This window comes from Streptomyces sp. NPDC088766, assembly GCF_044750845.1.
GTDB lineage: Bacteria > Actinomycetota > Actinomycetes > Streptomycetales > Streptomycetaceae > Streptomyces.
The window spans coordinates 74,447-94,202 of the sequence record NZ_JBIVKQ010000025.1; the positions used below are offsets into that span (position 1 = coordinate 74,447).

Genomic DNA, 19,756 nt, shown 5'->3' on the forward strand with positions numbered 1-19,756 from the left:
GTCCGGGTGCTGGATCCGCGCCCGCGTCGCCGGCCGTCAGCCCTCCCAGTCGCCGTTCTGCGCGGACCCGCGCCGCCGGCCGAACAGGTTCGGGTTGATCCGGGCCGCCTGGACGACGTTGACGCCGACGATGCCGACCCAGGACACGATCAGGCCCGGCAGGTGGGCCACGCCCGCGCCGATCCCGGACAGCGGGATCGCCAGCACCAGCGAGACGATCCCGAAGCCGAAGCGCTCGCCCCAGGAGTCGGTCGCCCCGGACGAGCGGCCGCCCCGGGCCGACACCGTCTGCTGCTCCGCGAACTGCCGGCGCACCCGGCGCTCGACCGCGCCGTCGATGCGCTGGTCGACCTTCTCCAGGAACGAGTCCACCAGTGCGGACTCGTACTCCTCGCCCAGCTCCCTGCGGGCCTGCAGAGCGGCGTCGAGTTCCTTCTTCAGCTCGGTGTCCCGCGCGTCCATGGTGGTCTCCCGTCCCGTCATGGGATCCACGGTAGGCAGCGGACACGGCGCGGGCACTGGGGGTAGCCCCCGTGTCGGTACGGGGGCCCACCGACCGTCCGGACCGTCCGGACAAGGCCGGCCCGCCGGCATCCGGGCGACGCCCCGCCCGCCGGTCGACGGCGACGCCCCGCCCGCCTTGCCCGGCTGTATGACGTCATGCAGAGTTACTGACCGGTGAATAGCCCGGCGGGCGGGCGGCCGGAGGGGGAACCAGGCATGAGCACGGACAGGGACACGGAAGCGGACGGGCGGACGCCCGGCGCGGGTGCGGTGGAGGACACCGGAGCCAGGGCCGCCGACAGCCCCGCCAACCGGCTCCAGACCCTCTTCGAGGGGCACCGGCTGACACCCACCCAGCGGCGCATCGCGCACAGCATGGTGCGGCGCGCCGCCGACGTGCCGTTCCTGTCCAGTGTCGAGCTGGCCGAACTGGCCGGGGTCAGCCAGCCCTCCGTCACCCGCTTCGCGGTCGCCCTCGGCTTCGACGGCTACCCGGCCCTGCGCCGGCACCTGCGGGAGGTCGCACCCGCCGAACAGAGCGCGGACTCGGCGTCGTACAACGAGTACCAGCAGGCCGTCGAGGCCGAGATCGAGAACCTCCGGCACCTCGCCGAGGCGCTCGCCGACCCGCGGCCGGTGCGGGAGGCGGGACGGCTGCTCGCGGCCTCCCGACCGCTGCCGGTGCTCGGACTGCGGGCCGCCGCCTCCCAGGCGTACGGCTTCGCCTACTTCGCCGCCAAGGTCCACCCCGACGTCCGGCTGCTGCACGAGGGCGGCACGATGATCCACGACCGTCTCGACGCGGCCGTACGCGCGGGCGCCTCCGCGCTGCTGTGCTTCGCGCTGCCCCGTCATCCGCGCGAGGTCGTCGACGCCCTCGCCTACGCCAGGGAGGCCGGGCTGACCGTGGTGACGGTCGCCGACTCGGCGTTCGCGCCGGTCGCCAAGGTCTCCGACCTGCTGCTGCCGGCCCCCGTCGGCACCGGCCTCGCCTTCGACACCGCGTGCGCCCCGATGCTGCTCGGGCGCGTGCTGCTGGAAGCCATGTGCGACGACCTGCCGGACGCCCAGGCCCGGTTGGAGGAGTTCGACGCCAAGGCGGCGGTACGGGGCCTGTTCGTGGAATGAGCCCGCCGCCCGCCCCGTCGCGGGACTTCCCGCCCCTTCTCGTGCGGTTCTCATGGTCGTCTCACGTTCGCTCGCTAATCTGCTGCGTCGGAACGGGATGTGAGTCGTTCGGGCGACGAGGAGGCGGAACGTGGCACGCGGAGGTCAGGGACTGGCTCGGGTGGCCGTCGTCGTACGGGCCGGGGCAGCGCCCCTGTGGTGGTGCGGAGTGCTCGCGGCCGGTGTCGGCGTACTGCCGCCCGGGATCACGGGACGGCGGATCGGGGTGATGGCGGGGGCCGCGCTGTTCGTCGTGGCGGCGGCCGTGGTCGCACTGGCGCGGCGCGGGCGGTACACCGCGCTCGCCCGCACCGCCGTCCGGGCGGGCAAGCACGATGTGCTCCAGGACCGCGGAGTGACCGTGCGCAACTGGCGCCGCGGTCACCGCTGGTGGCTGCTCCTCGCCCTCGTCGCCGCGCTGGGCAGCGCGTTCGCCGTACCGGCCGCGGGCGGCCTGCTGCTCGCCGGGTGCGGCACGGGGCTGCGGCTCAAGGCCGCCTGGCTCGGGAGGCTGGAGCGGGCCGGGGACGCGCTGTTGTGGGTGCGCGTCGACTGGCTCGCCGCGGACGGCGGCCGGCCCGTCGGCAAGGCGGTCGGGTCCTACCGCAGCACGGGCATCGCGGCGGGCGACGCGGCCCCCGGTGGAGCGCGCCGCCGCACCGCGGCACTCGTGTAGCTCGGACGGCTCGGGCGCCTCGGGCGGTCGTGCGGCGCGTGCGGCGCGGGTTCCGCGACCGGTGGAGGACCTTGCGGGTCAGACCTCCAGGTCCTCCTCGATCCGCTTCAACTGGTGGCGGGCCATCGCCAGGTTGGCCCGCTTGCCGTCCAGGACCAGGTAGAGGAAGAGGCCGTTGCCGCCGCGCCCGCTGATCAGACGGATCAGGTGGTACTGGTCGGACAGCGTGATCAGGATGTCCTCGATCTGAGCCTTCAGCCCGAGGTGTTCCATGGTGCGCATCTTGGCGCGCACCACGTCGGTGTTGCCCGCGGCGGCGACGTTCAGGTCGAAGCTCTTGCTGCCGCCCAGCGTGCCCAGGGCCATGCCGCTGGTGTAGTCGACGAGCGCGACGCCGGTGGCGCCCTCGATGGCGGCGAGACATTCCTTGAGCGTGGTTTCGGTGTTGGCCATGACTGTTCCTCGGTTCCTCTCAACTTTCGGTGGTGGTACGGGGCTCGGTGGTCGTGGGGCGGGAGGCGCGGGCGCTCCTGGTCCGGGTGGCGGCCGGCGCGGCCGGGGCGGGGGCGCGCGCCCGCTCGGCGGCGTCGACGAGTTCGCCGACACGGGTGCCGGACCGGCGGCTCTCCAGATGCAGCCGGCCGACGTTGACGCGGTCCTGCGCGAGCACCGTCAGCACGGCGCTCTCCCCGGCCGCGTACGTCGCCACGTAGCCGTACACGCCGCGCACGAGCAGCTCGCGGAAGTCGCCCTGGCCGGTGGTGTCCGCCAGCCGCACGGCGACGGCCAGGGCCGTCGCGGTGAGCGCGGCCACCCCCTCCGCCTCCACGCCGGGTGTGTCGTGGGCGAGGACGAGGCCGTCCGTACCGGCCACGAGCGCCCCGGTCAGCTGGGGCACCCGCGCCCGCAGCCGCCGCAGCTCGGCGAGCATCTCGGGTCCCGCCGCCATCAGCTCGCTCCTCTCGGCACGCGGTCGCTGCCGTTCAAAGGGCCTCCAGCGCATCCCTGAGCCTCTTCAGCAAGGTGATGTCGGGGTCGTTGACCGGGGGCAGGGAGAGGGGCGGCGGCGGTTGCGGGACGGGGGGAGGGAACCGGGCGGTCACCAGCCCCGCCGCCGCCAGCCGCCGGACGTCCACGAGTGTGGGGAACGCCTGCCGGCCCAGCTCCCTGGCGATGTCCGACGCCGTGCGCGCACCGTCCACCAGCGCCAGCACCGCACGCTGCCGGGCGGCCGGCGGCGGGACGGCTGCCGGCTCGGCCCGCAGCAGCGGCGCGCTGTCCGACAGCGGATCGGGCCACAGACGGTGCAGCAGCTCGCGGCGGCGCAGCGTCTCCCGCTCCACCGCGTCGACCGGGACCGGCCGCAGCGCGCCGAACCAGTGAGCGGCTCCGTACCGGAAGCGGCCCGGGGAACTGCTCGGCGCGAGAGCGAAGTACGCGGCGTCGTACAGCGCCCCCAGGTGGCACAGCTCCAGTGCGCCCCGCCCGATCCGGCCGGCGTCCAGCAGCAGCCGGGCGGCGCCGCGCTCCTCGCCGGCCCGTTCCACCGCCTCCCACCAGACGCCGGGCTCCAGCGTGCCGTGGGTCAGGAGGAGCACGTCGAGGCCCGGGGCGAAGGGGCTCTCGGCGTGCACCACCCGGCCCTCGGCCAGGTAGAGCGCTCCGCGCTCGCGCTCCAGGACGCCGGTGGCGCGCTCGGCGGCCAGCCGGGTCAGCATCGGCGAGACCGCGCCGCTCGCGTACTGCCGGCCGGCCACTCTGTCCCGCATGGGCAGCCGGGGCGGCGGGGTGGTTTCCACGACGGTCATCCCAGCACCAGCCGTCCGGCCATCTCGCCCAGCCGGATCCGGGCCAGCGCGAGATTGCCGTCCGACCGGGCCAGCCACACGTGCAGGAACACGCTGCTGTCGAAGGACGTGGGTACGAACCGCAGCACGTGGTAGCTGTCCCGGTTGCTGATGATCAGATCCTCGACCGGTGGGTCGGCGCGCTCCCCGGCGTCGTCGGGCGTGAACGCCCGCTGCTCCGCCGTGAGCCGCGCGACCTCGGCGGCCTCGGCGGCCGCGGCCTCGTGGTCACCGCCCGGGAACTCCCCGACCGTGCCGAGGGCCAGGCCGCTGGTCCAGTCGACCAGAGCGGCTCCCCGGGCTCCGGGCAGCCGCATGGCCTCCAGTAGACACTCGTCGATTCCGGGCACCGTTGGCTCCCCTCCTGCCTGCGGTTCGGCTGAGTGAGGAAGAAGCTACGCAACGTGTGCGACATGAGTGAGTCTTCTGGCATTTTCCAGCGGAACATGCTCGGAGGTGACTAGGGTGGGTCGACTGACCTCGTTTTCCGCACAGTTCAACACCGTGCCCCCGGGCGCGCGTCAAGGGCGCGCGGGCGGAGGGCGGGTGGTGCGGGGTCGGTTCGCGCGCCTCGGCCGCTGTCGGGGGTGCCCGGTCCCTGGCCGCCGGTCCACGGCCCCGGGGCTTCGTCGCCGTGCCGCCGCGCCGCCCGTGGGTGATTCACCCGCGGTCTTTGCCGGTGTCCGCCGTGCCGACTCCTCCTGCGCGCCCGGTCCGGTCCGAGGTGCCCTCCGTCCGGAGGTGCCCCCTCCGCTCCGAGGTCCCCCGCGTCTCCGCCGCGCCTGCTCCCTGTCCCTGTTCCTGTCCCTGCCTCGCCCGCCGGCCGCGCCGCGCCCCCGGTGTATTGACTAGCCTTATTCATCAAGTCAGGATGTGAATAGCAACTGCAACAATCCGTCGGGACCGCCCACCCTCCAGGAGGCAGACCATGTCAGGACCCCGCCCAGTCCGAGCGCCGCGCGGTACGGAACTGAGTGCCCTGGGATGGCAGCAGGAGGCCGCGCTGCGGATGCTCCAGAACAACCTCGACCCCGAGGTCGCCGAGCACCCCGACAAGCTCGTCGTCTACGGCGGCACCGGCAAGGCGGCCCGCGACTGGCGCTCCTTCGACGCGATGGTGCGCACCCTGCGCACGCTGAAGCAGGACGAGACCATGCTCGTCCAGTCCGGCCGCCCGGTCGGCGTCATGCAGACCCACGAGTGGGCCCCGCGTGTCCTGATCGCCAACTCCAACCTCGTCGGCGACTGGGCCAACTGGGAGGAGTTCCGACGGCTCGAGCAGCTCGGGCTGACCATGTACGGCCAGATGACGGCCGGTTCCTGGATCTACATCGGCACCCAGGGCATCCTCCAGGGCACCTACGAGACCTTCGCCGCCGTCGCCGCGAAGAAGTTCGGCGGCACCCTCGCCGGGACCATCACCCTCACCGCCGGCCTCGGCGGCATGGGCGGCGCCCAGCCGCTCGCCGTCACCATGAACGACGGCGTCGCCATCTGCATCGACTGCGACCCGCGCGCCATCGAACGCCGCATCGAGCACCGCTACCTGGACGTCAGGGCCGACAGCCTCGAGCACGCCCTCCAGCTGGCCGTCGAGGCCCGCGACCAGCGCAGGCCCCTCTCCATCGGCGTCCTCGGCAACGCCGCCGACCTGGTGCCGCGGCTCCTCGCGATGGGCGCCCCCGTCGACATCGTCACCGACCAGACCTCGGCCCACGACCCGCTCGCCTACCTGCCCACCGGCGTCGCCTTCGAGGACATGGCCGACGCCGCCGCTAAGGACCCGGCCGGCTTCACCACCCGGGCCCGCGAGTCGATGGCCCGGCACGTCGAGGCGATGGTCGGCTTCCTGGACGCCGGCGCCGAGGTCTTCGACTACGGCAACTCCATCCGCGGCGAGGCCCGACTGGCCGGATACGACAGGGCGTTCGCCTTCCCCGGCTTCGTGCCCGCCTACATCCGCCCGCTGTTCTGCGAGGGCAAGGGCCCCTTCCGCTGGGCCGCCCTGTCCGGCGACCCCGCCGACATCGCCAAGACCGACAAGGCGATGCTGGACCTCTTCCCCGAGAACGACTCCCTCGCCCGCTGGATCAAGCTGGCCGGCGAACGCGTCCACTTCCAGGGCCTGCCCGCCCGCATCTGCTGGCTCGGCTACGGCGAGCGCGACAAGGCCGGTGAGCGGTTCAACGACATGGTCGCGAGCGGTGAGCTGGCCGCGCCGCTGGCCATCGGGCGGGACCACCTCGACTGCGGTTCCGTCGCCTCGCCCTACCGCGAGACGGAGGCCATGCTCGACGGCTCCGACGCGATCGCCGACTGGCCGCTGCTCAACGCGATGGTCAACGTGGCCTCGGGCGCCTCCTGGGTGTCGATCCACCACGGCGGCGGTGTCGGCATGGGCCGCTCCCTGCACGCCGGCCAGGTGACGGTGGCCGACGGCACGAAGCTGGGCGGCGAGAAGATCCGGCGCGTGCTGACCAACGACCCCGGCATGGGCGTCATCCGGCACGTCGACGCCGGGTACGACATCGCCGAGTCGGTCGCCGACGAACGGGGCGTACGGGTGCCCATGCGCGAGGGTGACGACGCGTGACCCTTCCGGGAGACGAAACGGGCGGCAACCGTCCGGCCGGTGTCGGGGCCGAGGCCTCGTCGCCGGGCGCGGGCGGAGGCGCGGGCGCGGGCGGAGGTACGGGCGCGGGCGGAGGTACGGGCTCCGGCGCGGGTCCGGGGCCGGGTCCGAGGCCGGTGGACGGGGCGCCGCTCGGGCGCCCCGGCGTGTCACCGCACGGGCCGGCAGGCGACTCCTTCCACCGGATGTGGCGTGACCTGCGCCCGATCGGACGGCACCCGGAGTCCGGCGGCTACCGCCGCTACGCCTGGACGGCCGCCGACGCCGACTGCCGGGCCTGGTTCGAGGAGCAGGCCGAGGCACGGGGGCTGGCCCACGAGGTCGACCGCAACGGCAACCAGTGGGCCTGGCTCGGCGACCCGGCCGCCGGGGACGCCGTCGTCACCGGGTCCCATCTCGACTCGGTGCCCGACGGCGGTGCCTTCGACGGCCCCCTCGGCGTCGTCTCGGCCTTCGCCGCCCTCGACGAACTGCGCCGCAGGGGAGCGCGCTTCGCCAAGCCCCTCGCCCTCGTCAACTTCGGCGACGAGGAGGGCGCCCGCTTCGGGCTCGCCTGTGTCGGCTCCCGGCTCACCGCCGGACACCTCACGGTCGAGCAGGCCCACCGGCTGACCGACGGCGACGGCATCACCCTCCCGCGCGCCATGGAGGCCGCCGGGTACGACCCCGACGCCATCGGACCTGATCCCGAGCGGCTCGCCCGGATCGGCGCCTTCGTCGAACTCCACGTCGAGCAGGGCCGCGCCCTCGACCTCAGCGGCGACCGGGTCGGCGTCGCCAGCGCCATCTGGCCGCACGGCCGCTGGCGGTTCGACTTCCGGGGCGAGGCCAACCACGCCGGCACCACCCGGCTGACCGACCGCCGCGACCCGATGCTGCCGTATGCCGAGACCGTGCTCGCGGCCCGCCGCGAGGCCCGGCTCGCGGGTGCCGTCGCCACCTTCGGCAAGATCTCCGTCGAGCCGAACGGCGTCAACGCCGTCCCCTCCCTGGTGCGCGGCTGGCTCGACTCCCGCGCTGCCGACCAGGAGAGCCTCGACCGGGTGGTCGGCGGCGTCGAGAGGGCGGCCCTCGAGTACGCGCAGGCGCACGGCGTCGACCTGGACGTCGTCCGCGAGTCCTTCACGCCCGTCGTCGAGTTCGACCACGCGCTGCGTGACGAACTGGTCCGCCTCCTCGGCAAGGACACCGACCTCAAGGTCCCCGTCCTCGGCACGGGCGCCGGACACGACGCCGGAATCCTCTCCGGGAGCATCCCGACCGCCATGCTGTTCGTGCGCAACCCCACGGGCGTCTCGCACTCCCCGGCCGAGTCCGCGGCCGAGGACGACTGCGTGGCCGGGGTGCGCGCACTCGCCGACGTACTGGAAGGGCTGGCCTGCACGTGACCCCCACGCAGCGGACACGGACGTACTGGCTGGAGCACGCCTGGCTCGGCACCCACGTCGAGCCCGGCGTCGCCCTCACGGTGTCGACGGGCGGTTCCGCCGCGGGCACGGACGGCCGCATCACCGCCCTCCGCACGGGCGTCCGCACCCCGCCCCCCGGCGCCGAGATCCTGCGCGGCCTCACCCTCCCCGGGCTGGCGAACGCCCACAGCCACGCCTTCCACCGCGCCCTGCGCGGCACCGTCCAGGTCGGCTCCGGGACCTTCTGGACCTGGCGCGAGGTCATGTACTCCGTCGCCGACCGGCTGACCCCGGAGACCTACCACCGGCTGGCCCGCGCGGTGTACGCCGAGATGGCGCTGGCCGGCATCACGGCCGTCGGCGAGTTCCACTACGTGCACCACGCGCCCGGCGGCACCCCCTACGCCGACCCCAACGCGATGGGCGAGGCCCTGATCGAGGCCGCCGCCGACGCCGGCATCCGCATCACCCTCCTCGACGCCGCCTACCTCTCGGCCGGCTTCGGACAGCCCCCCACCGCTCACCAGCTCCGCTTCTCCGACGGCGACGCGGAGGCCTGGGCCGAACGCTGTTCACTTCTCAAGGAACGGGATCACGCACGGATCGGGGCCGCGATCCACTCCGTACGGGCCGTGCCCGCCGGGCAGTTGACGACCGTGGCCCGCTGGGCGCGGGAGCGCGGGGCGCCACTGCACGTCCACCTGTCCGAGCAGACCGCCGAGAACGACGCCTGCCGCGAGGCCCACGGCCGCACCCCGACGCAGCTCCTCTCCGAGCACGGCGTCCTCGGCCGGGGCACCACCGGCGTCCACAACACGCACCTCACCGACGAGGACATCGACCTCCTCGGCCGCTCCGGCACCGGCACCTGCATGTGCCCGACGACGGAACGGGACCTCGCGGACGGCATCGGCCCGGCCGTCGCCCTCCAGCGGGCGGGCTCCCCGCTCTCCCTCGGCTCCGACAGCCACGCCGTGATCGACCTGTTCGAAGAGGCCCGCGCGATGGAGCTGAACGAGCGGCTGCGCACCCGCACCCGGGGGCACTGGACGGCCGCCGCCCTCCTGCGGGCCGCCTCCGCCGACGGTCACGCGGCCCTCGGCCGGGACGACGCGGGCACCCTCCGGACCGGCGCGGCCGCCGACTTCACCACGATCGCGCTCGACTCGGTCAGGACGGCAGGGCCGCTTCCGCGGCTCGGGGCCGAGACGGCCGTATTCGCCGCGTCGGCAGCGGACGTGTCCCATACGGTCGTGGCCGGCCGGCACGTCGTACGGGACGGGGTCCACCGCCTCGTACCGGATGTGCCGAAAGCCCTTGCGGACGCCGTCGCAGCCCTGCGCGGATGACCGCGGGCCGCCCCTTCGCACGGCCCGCATCCGCCCCCGAACCCGACCCCACCGCCGACCAGGCCAGCAAGGACGCCATGAGCAACGCGACGACCGACAGCCCCGCCCACTCCGCGAGCACCGCGAGCACGCTCATCACCAACATCGCCGCCCTGGTCACCAACGACCCCTCCCTGGGTGACTTCTCCCCCCTCGGACTGATCCAGGACGCGGCCGTCGTCATCGAGGGCGACCGCGTCGTGTGGACCGGTGAACAAAGCAAAGCACCCGCCACTGACAACCGGGTCGACGCCGGCGGCCGGGCGGTCGTCCCCGGCTTCGTCGACTCCCACTCCCACCTCGTCTTCGCGGGCGACCGGACCGAGGAGTTCAACGCCCGGATGTCGGGGCGGCCGTACGGCGCGGGCGGCATCCGCACGACCGTCGCGGCCACGCGGGCGGCGGGCGACGCCGACCTCGAACGCAACCTCACCCGCTACCTCGCCGAGGCGCTGCGCCAGGGCACGACGACCTTCGAGACCAAGTCCGGCTACGGCCTCACCGTCGCCGACGAGGCCCGCGCCCTGCGCATCGCCGCCGCCCACACCGACGAGGTCACCTACCTGGGCGCCCACATCGTCCCCGCGGACTTCGCCGACGACCCCGCCGCCTACGTCGCCCTCGTCACCGGCGAGATGCTCGACGCCTGCGCCCCGCACGCCCGCTGGATCGACGTCTTCTGCGAGCAGGGCGCCTTCGACGGCGACCAGGCCCGCGCGATCCTCACCGCCGGCCGGGCCAGGGGCCTGCACCCCCGCATCCACGCCAACCAGCTCTCCCACGGCCCCGGCGTACAGCTGGCGGTCGAACTGGACGCGGCCAGCGCGGACCACTGCACCCACCTCACCGACGCCGACGTGGACGCCCTCGCGAACAGCGCGACGGTCGCCACGCTGCTGCCCGGCGCCGAGTTCTCCACCCGGGCCGAGTGGCCCGACGCCCGTCGCCTGCTGGACGCCGGCGTCACCGTGGCCCTCTCCACGGACTGCAACCCGGGCTCGTCCTTCACGTCCTCGGTCCCGTTCTGCATCGCGCTCGCCGTACGCGACATGCGGATGACCCCCGACGAGGCCCTCTGGGCGGCCACGGCGGGCGGCGCCGCGGCCCTGCGCCGCACGGACGTGGGCCGCCTGACCCCCGGCGCCCACGCCGACCTGACCCTCCTGGACGCCCCCAGCCACGTCCACCTGGCCTACCGCCCCGGTGTGCCGCTCGTCTCGCAGGTGTGGCGACGGGGCGTACGGGTGGCCTGAGGGGGCTCGCCCGGGGTTCCGCGCCCCTCGCCCGCCGCCGTGCGACCCCGGTCCGCCACCGACCGCCCCCACGCCGTACCGACGAGAACGAACACCGCGCCCGCGAACCCCGGCCACCCCGGCCGGTCCCCGGCGAGCGCGATGCCCACGGCCGCCGCCCACACCGGCTCGGTCCCCAGCAGCAGGCTGACCCGGGACGGCGACGTACGGCGGACGGCCCACATCTGCACGAGGAACGCGAACAGCGTGCAGAACACCGAGAGGTAGACCAGGCCGGCCCAGTCCCCGGCGTCGAAGCCGGCAGCGGCGGCCCACGGCGAGGCGCCCGTCCCCGGCACCGCCACCAGCACCGCGAACACGGCGACCGCACCGCCCAGCTGGACCGTGGTCAGGGACAGCGAGTCCGCTCCCCGCACGGAATCCGTCCGAGCCATCGCCAGCACGTGCACGGTACGGGCGGCCGCGGCCCCCAGCATCAGCAGATCGCCCCCGGACGGAGCGGTGAACCCGGCACCCTGCGTCAGCAGCGCCACCCCCACCACCGACACGCCCGCCGCCGCCAGGAACGCCCCCGGCAGCCGCACCCCGCGCACCCGGCTCTCCGCGAGCGGCGTGAAGACCATGGTCAGGCTGATGATCAGCCCCGCGTTGGTGGCCGAGGTGTGCACCACCCCGTACGTCTCCAGCAGGAAGATCCCCGCGAGGACCAGCCCGAGCAGCCCGGCCCCCCGCCACTGCGCGCCGCTCAGCGCCCGCAGCCGCCGCCACCCGAGGGCCACCAGCACCGGGAGCACCACGGCGAACCGCAGCACGAGCACGGCCGTCACGGTGCCGGCGGTGGTGACGCCCTTCGCGGCGAGGTAACTGGACCCCCACACCACGGCGACCAGCAGCACGGGAACGTCAGCGAGCGGGCCGAGGCGGGCCGGGACGGCGGGGGAGTCGGGCATGGGGTTCCTCACGAGCGGACGACGTGGCCGACCCAGCAGCGCCGCTGGTCATGGGGCGGGTCCAGCGTAGTCGTCGGGGGGAATCCGGCCAGTGGGTCTCCACGATCAGGACACCGGACGCGACGCCCGTGCGGTTGTACGGCTCGCCGCGGCAGGGCCGCGCCCGGGTGGCGGCGTCCGACCGCTCACCCGGGCGCGGACCGCACTGGTCTCCGGCCGGCCCCGGTCCCCACCGGGGAGGCGCGCTCACTCCTCCAGCGTCAGGCCCTTGCGCAGCCGCACCAGCGTGCGCGACAGCAGCCGCGAGACGTGCATCTGCGAGATGCCGAGTTCCTCGCCGATCTCCGACTGGGTCATCCCGGCGACGAAGCGCAGTGAGAGGATCCGCCGGTCGCGGGGCGCGAGTCCGGCGATCAGCGGCTTCAACGACTCGACGTACTCGATGCCCTCGAGTCCGTGGTCCTCGTAGCCGATGCGGTCGGCGAGGGCGCTCTCCGCGTCGTCCTCCTCCGGCTGGGCGTCCAGGGAGGCGGCGGTGTAGGCGTTCGAGGCGGCCATGCCCTCGACGACCTCCTCGCCGGCGATGCCGAGGCGCTCCGCCAGCTCCGCCACGGTGGGGGCGCGGTCGAGCTGCTGGGCGAGTTCGTCGCCGGCCTTGGCCAGGTCGATCCGCAGTTCCTGGAGCCGGCGCGGGACGCGCACGGACCAGGACGTGTCACGGAAGAACCGCTTGATCTCGCCCACGATGGTTGGCATCGCGAAGGTGGGGAACTCCACACCACGGCTCAGCTCGAAGCGGTCGATCGCCTTGATCAGGCCGATCGTGCCGACCTGGATGATGTCCTCCATGGGCTCGCTGCGGGAGCGGAAGCGGGAGGCCGCGAACTTGACCAGCGCGAGGTTCAGTTCGACGAGGGTGTTGCGCACGTACGAGTATTCGTAGGTGCCTTCCTCCAGCGACTCCAGCCGCTCGAAGAGGGTCTTGGACAGGGCCCGCGCGTCGACCGGTCCGACCTGGTCGTACGGCGGGATCTCCGGGAGTCCGGCGAGGGCGTCACGGGGATCGCCGCTCCGCTCGATGGGATTCAGCTGTTCCGGAGGGGGTGTCGACGTCGCCCTGTGGGTATGCGGAGCGTCGAGCCGGGATGACATGATGTCCTCCATCGTTCTCGGCATATGGCTGCCGAAGCCAGTGCGTGCACTACGGTGTGCGGCGCCTCCAAAGCCGGCCGTGTCGGGTGTGTTCCTCTAGCCCTACCCGCTTTGCTCAACCGATCGCAACTGCGGTTTGTTGGTTTATGTCCGTTTGTGGGTGATTGTTCGGCTGTTGGAGTGCGGATCGAAGGCGTAGTGTTCGAGGGCGTCAGCAGCAGTCACGACCTCGGGAGAGACACGGCATGGACCGCGGGACGGTCGGCAGCGCACAGTCTGGCCGGCTCATGGTGGAAGTGCGGGAAGAGGGCACCAGTGCCGTCGTGACCCCCGCCGGTGAGCTGGATCACCACACGGCCGATCTGTTGCGCGAGCCACTCGACGAGTGCCTCGCCAAGGGGCTGAGCCGGCTGGTCGTGGACTGCTCCCGGCTGGAGTTCTGCGACTCCACGGGGCTCAACGTCCTGCTCGGCGCCCGCCTGAAGGCGGAGGCCGCGGGTGGCGCGGTGCACCTGGCGGGCATGCTGCCCGTGGTGGCCCGGGTGTTCGAGATCACCGGAGCGGACGCCGTCTTCACCGTGCACGAAACGGTCGAGGCGGCTCTCGCGAACGGGGACGGCTGACCCCGGGACCCGCCCGTGGGCCCTCACGCGGCCGGGCGCGACCGGGACTCCCGCGCGCCACGGACCACCAGGGGCGGACGGGCCCGTCACCTGTGGGCGAACGAGGGGTGTTCCGCCGGTTGTGTCGGGCAGGAGACACCTGAACATGTCGGCGGCACAGCACGAGGAGAGGGCGGGATGCGCAGACCGACCGTGCGGCGGCCGCTGGACGTGTACAGGGACTCCGGCACCGCCGGGGTGTCGTACACCCTGGGGATCCCCCATCGTGCGAACGATGAACCGAAGCATGAACTGAACGCTGAATTGAACCCTGAACTGGTGAATCGGTGAGGTGAAGCGCTGATGAGCACCACCCGGCCTTACTCGCCGGGCGACCGCGGCCCGGAGCCCAGCGGCGCTTCCGGAGCGTCGGCGGGTCGTCAGGTCCGCAGACTGAGCTTCGACGGCGAGAGCGGTGTCGTCCCGCTCGCCCGCGACTTCGCACGTCAGGCGTTGTACGCGTGGGGCTGGCTGCCCGCCGGAGGCGCCGACCAGCGGGCCGCCGCCGAGGACGTACTGCTCGTCGTCTCCGAACTGGTGACCAACGCCTGCCTGCACGCCGAGGGCCCCGACCAGCTCCAGATCGGCTGCGACAACAAGGTGATCCGCGTCGAGGTCTCCGACCGCGGCAGCGGCCAGCCCGCCCCCCGCAACCCCCACCGCGCCGGCCGCCCCGGTGGCCACGGCATGTTCATCGTGCAGCGTCTCTGCCTGGACTGGGGGGTCGTACGGACCCCGGGCGCCGCGGGCAAGACGGTCTGGGCGGAACTGGGCGCCCCGGCCTGAGCCGAGGCGCCCCCCGCGGCGCCTCCGCCACGGCTTTCCCTCGTGGCGCCGCCACCACGGCGCCCTTCCCGCGCAGCCGCCGCGGCCTCCCCGAGGAGGCCGTCGGGTCCGGCGTGCCCATCGAGATCCCCGACCCGACCGGTACCCGCAAGCCCGCCACCACCGGTACCCGCAAGCCCACCACCACCGGCACCCCCGAGCCCGGCACCACCGGTACCTCCACCCCGGCGCCGGGAGACCTCGCCGTCGAGACCCCCGGCACGACCCCAGGCACCGACCCCCACCCGCACCCCCGACGGGCCGACGGGCCGGCGGACCCGCTGAACGCGCGCGGGGCCGCCACGACCGGAGTCGTGGCGGCCCCGCGGGAACCGTGGGGGAGGGGACGTCAGCGGACGTCGCCCATGAGTTCCTTGACGCGCTTGCGGTACATCCACACCGCGACACCGGCGACCACCGCGAGCGTGGCCTCCATCGCGACGATGCCCGTCCTGTTCAGGTCGACGCCCGCGATGGAGAGCAGACCGGTGGTGGCGTCACCGGCGGTGACGGCCAGGAACCAGACGCCCATCATCTGCGAGGCGTACTTCGCCGGCGCCATCTTCGTGGTGACCGACAGGCCGACCGGGGAGAGCAGCAGCTCACCGACGGTCTGCACGAAGTAGATCGCCACCAGCCACATCGCGGCCGCCTTGTGACCGCCCTCGGCGATCGACAGCGGGGCGAGGAAGAGGAAGAAGGACGCGCCGACCAGGACCAGGCCCGAGGCGAACTTCACGATCGTGCTCGGCTCCTTGCCGCGCTTGTTCAGCGCGAGCCAGAACCAGGCGAAGACCGGGGCCAGGGCCATGATCAGGACCGGGTTGACCGACTGGTACCAGGAGACCGGGAACTCCCAGCCGAGGACGGTGTTGTCGGCGGAGGAGTCGGCGAAGATCGACAGGGTCGAGCCGCCCTGGTCGTAGATCATCCAGAACATGGCGGCGGCCACGAAGAACCAGATGTACGCGGACATCTTCGACTGCTCGGGGCGGTCGAGTTCCCGGTCCCGCTTGATGTTGACCAGCACCATCACCGGGATGATCACGCCGAGCAGGGTCAGCGGGACCAGGATCCAGTTCAGCGTGTAGTGGCCGGAGAAGCCGACGATCGCGTACGCCACGACGGCGATGCCGGCCCAGATCGCGGCCTTGCGCAGCGTGCCGGCCTTCTCCTCGGCGGACAGCGGCTTCGGCACGACGCCGGAGCGGTCGGCCAGGTGGCGGCTGCCGAGCAGGAACTGCGCCAGGCCCAGCGCCATGCCGAGCGCGGCGAGCGCGAAGCCGAAGTGCCAGTTCACGTTCTCGCCGATGGTGCCGATGATCAGCGGGGCGGCGAAGGCACCGAGGTTGATGCCCATGTAGAAGACGGTGAAGCCGCCGTCACGGCGCGGGTCGTCCGGGCCGTCGTAGAGGTGGCCGACCATCGTGGAGATGTTGGCCTTCAGCAGACCGGAGCCGATCGCCACCAGGCCCAGACCGGCGTAGAAGGTCCCGGCGGACGGCAGGGCCAGGGTGAGGTGGCCGAGCATGATCACCGCACCGGCGACGGCGACGGTCCTGCGCGGACCCCAGACGCGGTCGCCGAACCAGCCGCCGGGCATGGCGAGCAGGTACACCAGCGACACGTACACGGAGTAGATCGCGGTCGCGGTGCCCGCGTTCAGGTGCAGGCCGCCCGGTGCGACCAGGTACAGCGGGAGGAGAGCCCTCATGCCGTAGTAGGAGAACCTCTCCCACATCTCGGTCATGAAGAGAGTGGCCAGTCCGCGGGGGTGGCCGAAGAAGGTCTTCCCGGTTCCGGGGGTTCCCGGGCGGACCGGGTCCTTCGTCAGGCTGGACGCCATGGTCGTTCCTTGCTGGTCGGGACGCGCGGTGGAGCGTGCGCGCCCGGTTGGGGCGGCCGGCACCGGCTCGATCGGCCCGTCCACCCACGCCCACGGGGAGGCCGCTCCGGGTCACGGAACGGCGGACGGCGACCACCGGGATCCACGCCCCGCGAGTGGGGGCCCGGCCACAGGTCATTCCTTTCGAAGGCCGGCGGAGAGCCGGCCCGCACACAAAAGAGACCCTCAGCGTCAAGTCGAGCGCCAAAGGTCCCCGTGGTGCTACAGGCGTCCTTTCACCATACGGCAGGACAGAACCGGATATGGAAGGACTTGAGGCGCAGATCACAGGCCAGGCAGGAACCAGGGCGAGGTTTCCAAGGTCCATACCAGGATGGCATCCCGCGACCTCAGGTCCGTACCAGGGACGGCGGGGCTGCTGCGGGCGGGTTGTCCGGCATGTCCCCGAGTAAGAGCCGGGGTCGGGCATCACACCCTTGGCCCAGTCCCGCGCGGACTACCATCGCCTCATGACCCGTGTACTGCTCGCCGAGGACGATGCGTCCATTTCGGAGCCGCTGGCCCGCGCCCTGCGCCGGGAAGGGTACGAGGTCGAGGTGCGTGAGGACGGACCCTCCGCGCTCGACGCCGGAATGCAGGGCGGTGTCGACCTGGTCGTGCTGGACCTCGGGCTCCCCGGCATGGACGGCCTGGAGGTGGCGCGCCGACTGCGCGCCGACGGCCACGCCATCCCCATCCTGATCCTCACCGCGCGCGCCGACGAGGTCGACACCGTCGTCGGACTGGACGCGGGCGCCGACGACTACGTCACCAAGCCGTTCCGGCTCGCCGAACTCCTCGCCCGCGTCCGGGCCCTGCTCCGGCGCGGCTCCGTCGAACCCCAGCAGCCGCCCGCCACGCACGGGGTCCGCATCGACGTCGAGTCGCACCGTGCCTGGATGGGCGAGGAGGAACTCCAGCTCACGGCGAAGGAGTTCGACCTCCTGCGGGTCCTCGTGCGCGACGCGGGCCGGGTGGTCACCCGCGACCAGCTGATGCGGGAGGTCTGGGACACCACCTGGTGGTCCTCGACCAAGACCCTCGACATGCACATCTCGTGGCTGCGGAAGAAGCTGGGGGACGACGCGGCGAACCCCCGCTACATCGCCACGGTGCGCGGCGTGGGCTTCCGCTTCGAGAAGAGCTAGCAGCTTCGAGGAGAGCCGGCCGACGACCGCCCGGCCGACGACCGCCCGGCCGACGACCGCCCGGCCGGGGATCCGGCCGGTGAAGGGCGTGACCGGCGGCGGCCCGGTCGGCGAGGGGCCCGTTCGATGAGGGCCACGGTCGCCGAAGGCCGGCCGGCGGCAGCCGCGGGTCACCGCCGCCGGGGCCGGCCGCGTCCCGCGACGGAGCCGGGTGCGGACGTGGCCCCGCCCCGGGCGAGCCGCCCCCACCCGTCCCGTGAAGCCACCGTCCGGAGGGCCCTGTGCGTCGCCGTCTGATCCAGTCCACACTGGCCGTCGTGCTCGTCGTGATCGCCGTGTTCGGGGTCTCCCTCGTCATCGTCGAGACGCGCACGATCAGCAACAGCGCACAGGAGCGCGTCGAGCTGGAGGCGGCCCGCCTGGCCAGCATCGTCGACAGCCGGCTCGCCGGCGCCGGGACCGTCGACGCCGAGGTGCTGCGCAGCCAGCTCACCCACGAGCGGTACGCGGTGATCCGGATGCCCGGCAAACCGGTCATCGCGGTCGGCAGCCGCCCCGAGGGCGACGTCATCCGGGGTGAGGCCCGGGGCGAGGAGGGGGAGACCGTCGTCGTCGAGGAGCCCCGCTCCTCCGTGACCCGCGAGGTCGGCCGCACCCTGCTCATCATCGGCCTGGTGGCGCTGCTCGCGGTGGTCGCCGCTGTCCTCCTGGCCATCCGCCAGGCCAACCGGCTCGCCTCCCCGCTCACCGACCTCGCCGAGACCGCCGAACGCCTCGGCTCCGGCGACCCCCGCCCCCGCCACAAGCGGTACGGCGTCCCCGAGCTGGACCGGGTCGCCGATGTGCTCGACTCCTCCGCCGAGCGCATCGCCCGCATGCTGACGGCGGAACGCCGGCTCGCCGCCGACGCCTCCCACCAGCTGCGCACCCCGCTCACCGCCCTGTCCATGCGCCTGGAGGAGATCACCCTCACCGACGACCCGGACACGGTGAAGGAGGAGGCCACGATCGCGCTGACCCAGGTGGAACGCCTCACCGACGTCGTGCAGCGCCTGCTGACGAACTCCCGCGACCCCCGCACCGGCTCCGCCGTCACCTTCGACCTCGACGAGGTCATCCAGCAGCAGCTCGCCGAGTGGCGCCCGGCCTACCGCGGTGTGGGCCGCGCGATCGTCAGCTCCGGCAAGCGGCACCTGCAGGCGGTGGGCACCCCGGGCGCGGTGGCCCAGGTGCTGGCGGCGCTCATCGAGAACTCGCTCATGCACGGCGGCGGCACGGTCGCCCTGCGCACGCGGGTCACCGGCAACCAGGCGGTCATCGAGGTCACCGACGAGGGCCCCGGCGTCCCCCCGGACCTCGGCGCCCGCATCTTCGAGCGCACGATCAGCGGCCGCAACTCCACCGGAATCGGCCTCGCGGTGGCCCGGGACCTCGCCGAGGCCGACGGCGGCCGCCTGGAGATGCTCCAGACCAAGCCCCCGGTCTTCGGCCTGTTCCTGTCACGAACGGCCCCGGAGAAGAAGCCGCACCAGGACACGGAACCCACGGTGAGGTGACCGGCCGGCGGGCCCGGGGCGCGGCCTTCGGGGTGCTCTCAGCCCACCCGCTGGTCCGCCGCGGACCCGGCCGCGGTCGGCCGGGACTCCCCCACCACGGTCCCGTGCCGCGGAAGCGCCTTGAACACCCACGCCCGGTACGACCAGAACCGGAACAGCGTGGCGATGCCGATCCCGAGGAACTTGAACACGTTGCTCTGCAACGGGCTGTCCCACCCGAACCCGTACGTCGCCAGGTACAGCAGCCCGTTCTCGATGACCAGACCCGCCGCGCTGAACAGCAGGAACAGCGTCATCTCCTTCGTACGCCCGCTCTTGTCCCGGTCCCGGTAGGTGAAGTACCGGAACCCGACGTAGTTGAAGGCGATGGCGACCACCGTGGCGATGACGCTCGCGCGCACCACCTGGAGGTCGGTGACGTGCCGCACGAAGTTGAACACACCGAGGTTGACCAGCAGGCCCGCCCCGCCCACCGCGCCGAACTTGGCCAGCTCACGGGCGAGTCCTCGCAGCCGTCCTTCCCCCGAGGAACCAGAGGAACCATGTGCCATGGTCGTACAGGCCCCCGTCCGGGTGTCGGTTTCGTCAACCCAGCCATGCTAACCACCCCCCTCGCGGGTTGCCCGTGCCGCCGCCCCACCGGTGCGGAACGGCCCGGCGGGAAGCCGGGAAACCGCCGGTACCGGGCCGGAACGGGCCCGG

General features: G+C 73.2%; 19 protein-coding genes. 10 read left to right on the forward strand and 9 right to left on the reverse strand.

Annotated features, from left to right (window positions below):
* Positions 1–36: 36 nt before the first annotated feature.
* Positions 37–462 carry a hypothetical protein gene (locus ACIP5W_RS28680; protein WP_401479720.1) on the reverse strand — a complete coding sequence of 142 codons (426 nt, stop codon included), beginning with the start codon at positions 460–462 and terminating at the stop codon, positions 37–39.
* Positions 463–720: 258 nt separating this feature from the next.
* Between ACIP5W_RS28680 and ACIP5W_RS28685 the strand changes: the two genes are divergently transcribed.
* On the forward strand, positions 721–1,632 hold the full coding sequence (locus ACIP5W_RS28685) for a MurR/RpiR family transcriptional regulator (protein ID WP_401479575.1): 912 nt from the start codon (positions 721–723) through the stop codon (positions 1,630–1,632).
* Between the two features lie 130 nt (positions 1,633–1,762).
* On the forward strand, positions 1,763–2,347 hold the full coding sequence (locus ACIP5W_RS28690; protein WP_401479578.1) for a hypothetical protein: 585 nt from the start codon (positions 1,763–1,765) through the stop codon (positions 2,345–2,347).
* 78 nt (positions 2,348–2,425) lie between these two features.
* Here ACIP5W_RS28690 and ACIP5W_RS28695 read toward each other — a convergent pair whose 3' ends face one another.
* Genes ACIP5W_RS28695 through ACIP5W_RS28710 form a run of 4 tightly spaced genes read right to left on the reverse strand, consistent with a single transcriptional unit; the run spans position 2,426 to position 4,544 of the window.
* A complete protein-coding gene (locus ACIP5W_RS28695) occupies positions 2,426–2,800 on the reverse strand; it encodes a hypothetical protein (RefSeq protein WP_401479581.1) in 375 nt (124 codons plus the stop codon).
* Positions 2,801–2,819: 19 nt separating this feature from the next.
* On the reverse strand, positions 2,820–3,296 hold the full coding sequence (locus ACIP5W_RS28700; protein WP_401479584.1) for a roadblock/LC7 domain-containing protein: 477 nt from the start codon (positions 3,294–3,296) through the stop codon (positions 2,820–2,822).
* 34 nt (positions 3,297–3,330) lie between these two features.
* The gene (locus ACIP5W_RS28705; protein WP_401479587.1) at positions 3,331–4,155 is read right to left on the reverse strand and encodes a transcriptional regulator; all 825 of its coding nucleotides are present in this window, start codon (positions 4,153–4,155) and stop codon (positions 3,331–3,333) included.
* Positions 4,152–4,544, reverse strand: a complete 393-nt coding sequence (locus ACIP5W_RS28710; protein WP_401479590.1) for a hypothetical protein — start codon at positions 4,542–4,544, stop codon at positions 4,152–4,154. Before ACIP5W_RS28710 ends, ACIP5W_RS28705 begins: the two co-directional genes overlap by 4 nt.
* Positions 4,545–5,122: 578 nt before the next feature.
* Between ACIP5W_RS28710 and hutU the strand changes: the two genes are divergently transcribed.
* From hutU to hutI, 4 genes are all read left to right on the forward strand, one after another.
* Positions 5,123–6,787 (forward strand): urocanate hydratase, encoded by a 1,665-nt coding sequence (hutU, locus tag ACIP5W_RS28715; protein WP_401479593.1) that lies wholly within the window; start codon positions 5,123–5,125, stop codon positions 6,785–6,787.
* A 224-nt stretch (positions 6,788–7,011) separates the two neighbouring features.
* Positions 7,012–8,214, forward strand: a complete 1,203-nt coding sequence (locus tag ACIP5W_RS28720; protein WP_401479723.1) for an allantoate amidohydrolase — start codon at positions 7,012–7,014, stop codon at positions 8,212–8,214.
* Positions 8,211–9,584 carry a formimidoylglutamate deiminase gene (locus tag ACIP5W_RS28725; RefSeq protein WP_401479596.1) on the forward strand — a complete coding sequence of 458 codons (1,374 nt, stop codon included), beginning with the start codon at positions 8,211–8,213 and terminating at the stop codon, positions 9,582–9,584. Before ACIP5W_RS28720 ends, ACIP5W_RS28725 begins: the two co-directional genes overlap by 4 nt.
* Positions 9,581–10,876: an imidazolonepropionase gene (hutI, locus tag ACIP5W_RS28730; protein ID WP_401479599.1), complete on the forward strand. Its 1,296-nt coding sequence runs from the start codon at positions 9,581–9,583 to the stop codon at positions 10,874–10,876. Before ACIP5W_RS28725 ends, hutI begins: the two co-directional genes overlap by 4 nt.
* On the opposite strand, the gene ACIP5W_RS28735 is transcribed toward hutI, so the two are convergent.
* Positions 10,816–11,826, reverse strand: a complete 1,011-nt coding sequence (locus ACIP5W_RS28735; protein ID WP_401479602.1) for a DMT family transporter — start codon at positions 11,824–11,826, stop codon at positions 10,816–10,818. The genes hutI and ACIP5W_RS28735 overlap by 61 nt on opposite strands.
* A gap of 246 nt (positions 11,827–12,072) precedes the next feature.
* Positions 12,073–12,990, reverse strand: a complete 918-nt coding sequence (locus tag ACIP5W_RS28740; protein WP_401479605.1) for an RNA polymerase sigma factor SigF — start codon at positions 12,988–12,990, stop codon at positions 12,073–12,075.
* A 233-nt stretch (positions 12,991–13,223) separates the two neighbouring features.
* Here ACIP5W_RS28740 and ACIP5W_RS28745 point away from each other — a divergent pair, with 233 nt between their 5' ends.
* On the forward strand, positions 13,224–13,601 hold the full coding sequence (locus ACIP5W_RS28745; RefSeq protein ID WP_401479608.1) for an STAS domain-containing protein: 378 nt from the start codon (positions 13,224–13,226) through the stop codon (positions 13,599–13,601).
* Between the two features lie 342 nt (positions 13,602–13,943).
* Positions 13,944–14,426 (forward strand): ATP-binding protein, encoded by a 483-nt coding sequence (locus ACIP5W_RS28750; protein ID WP_401479611.1) that lies wholly within the window; start codon positions 13,944–13,946, stop codon positions 14,424–14,426.
* Between the two features lie 388 nt (positions 14,427–14,814).
* Here ACIP5W_RS28750 and ACIP5W_RS28755 read toward each other — a convergent pair whose 3' ends face one another.
* Positions 14,815–16,311 (reverse strand): oligopeptide:H+ symporter, encoded by a 1,497-nt coding sequence (locus ACIP5W_RS28755; protein WP_401479614.1) that lies wholly within the window; start codon positions 16,309–16,311, stop codon positions 14,815–14,817.
* 509 nt (positions 16,312–16,820) lie between these two features.
* On the opposite strand from ACIP5W_RS28755, the gene ACIP5W_RS28760 reads away from it, so the two are divergent.
* Positions 16,821–17,498 carry a response regulator transcription factor gene (locus ACIP5W_RS28760; protein WP_366057401.1) on the forward strand — a complete coding sequence of 226 codons (678 nt, stop codon included), beginning with the start codon at positions 16,821–16,823 and terminating at the stop codon, positions 17,496–17,498.
* A 281-nt stretch (positions 17,499–17,779) separates the two neighbouring features.
* Positions 17,780–19,054, forward strand: a complete 1,275-nt coding sequence (locus ACIP5W_RS28765) for an ATP-binding protein (protein ID WP_401479617.1) — start codon at positions 17,780–17,782, stop codon at positions 19,052–19,054.
* Positions 19,055–19,092: 38 nt separating this feature from the next.
* On the opposite strand, the gene ACIP5W_RS28770 is transcribed toward ACIP5W_RS28765, so the two are convergent.
* Positions 19,093–19,605, reverse strand: a complete 513-nt coding sequence (locus ACIP5W_RS28770) for a GtrA family protein (RefSeq protein WP_401479620.1) — start codon at positions 19,603–19,605, stop codon at positions 19,093–19,095.
* Positions 19,606–19,756 lie beyond the last annotated feature (151 nt).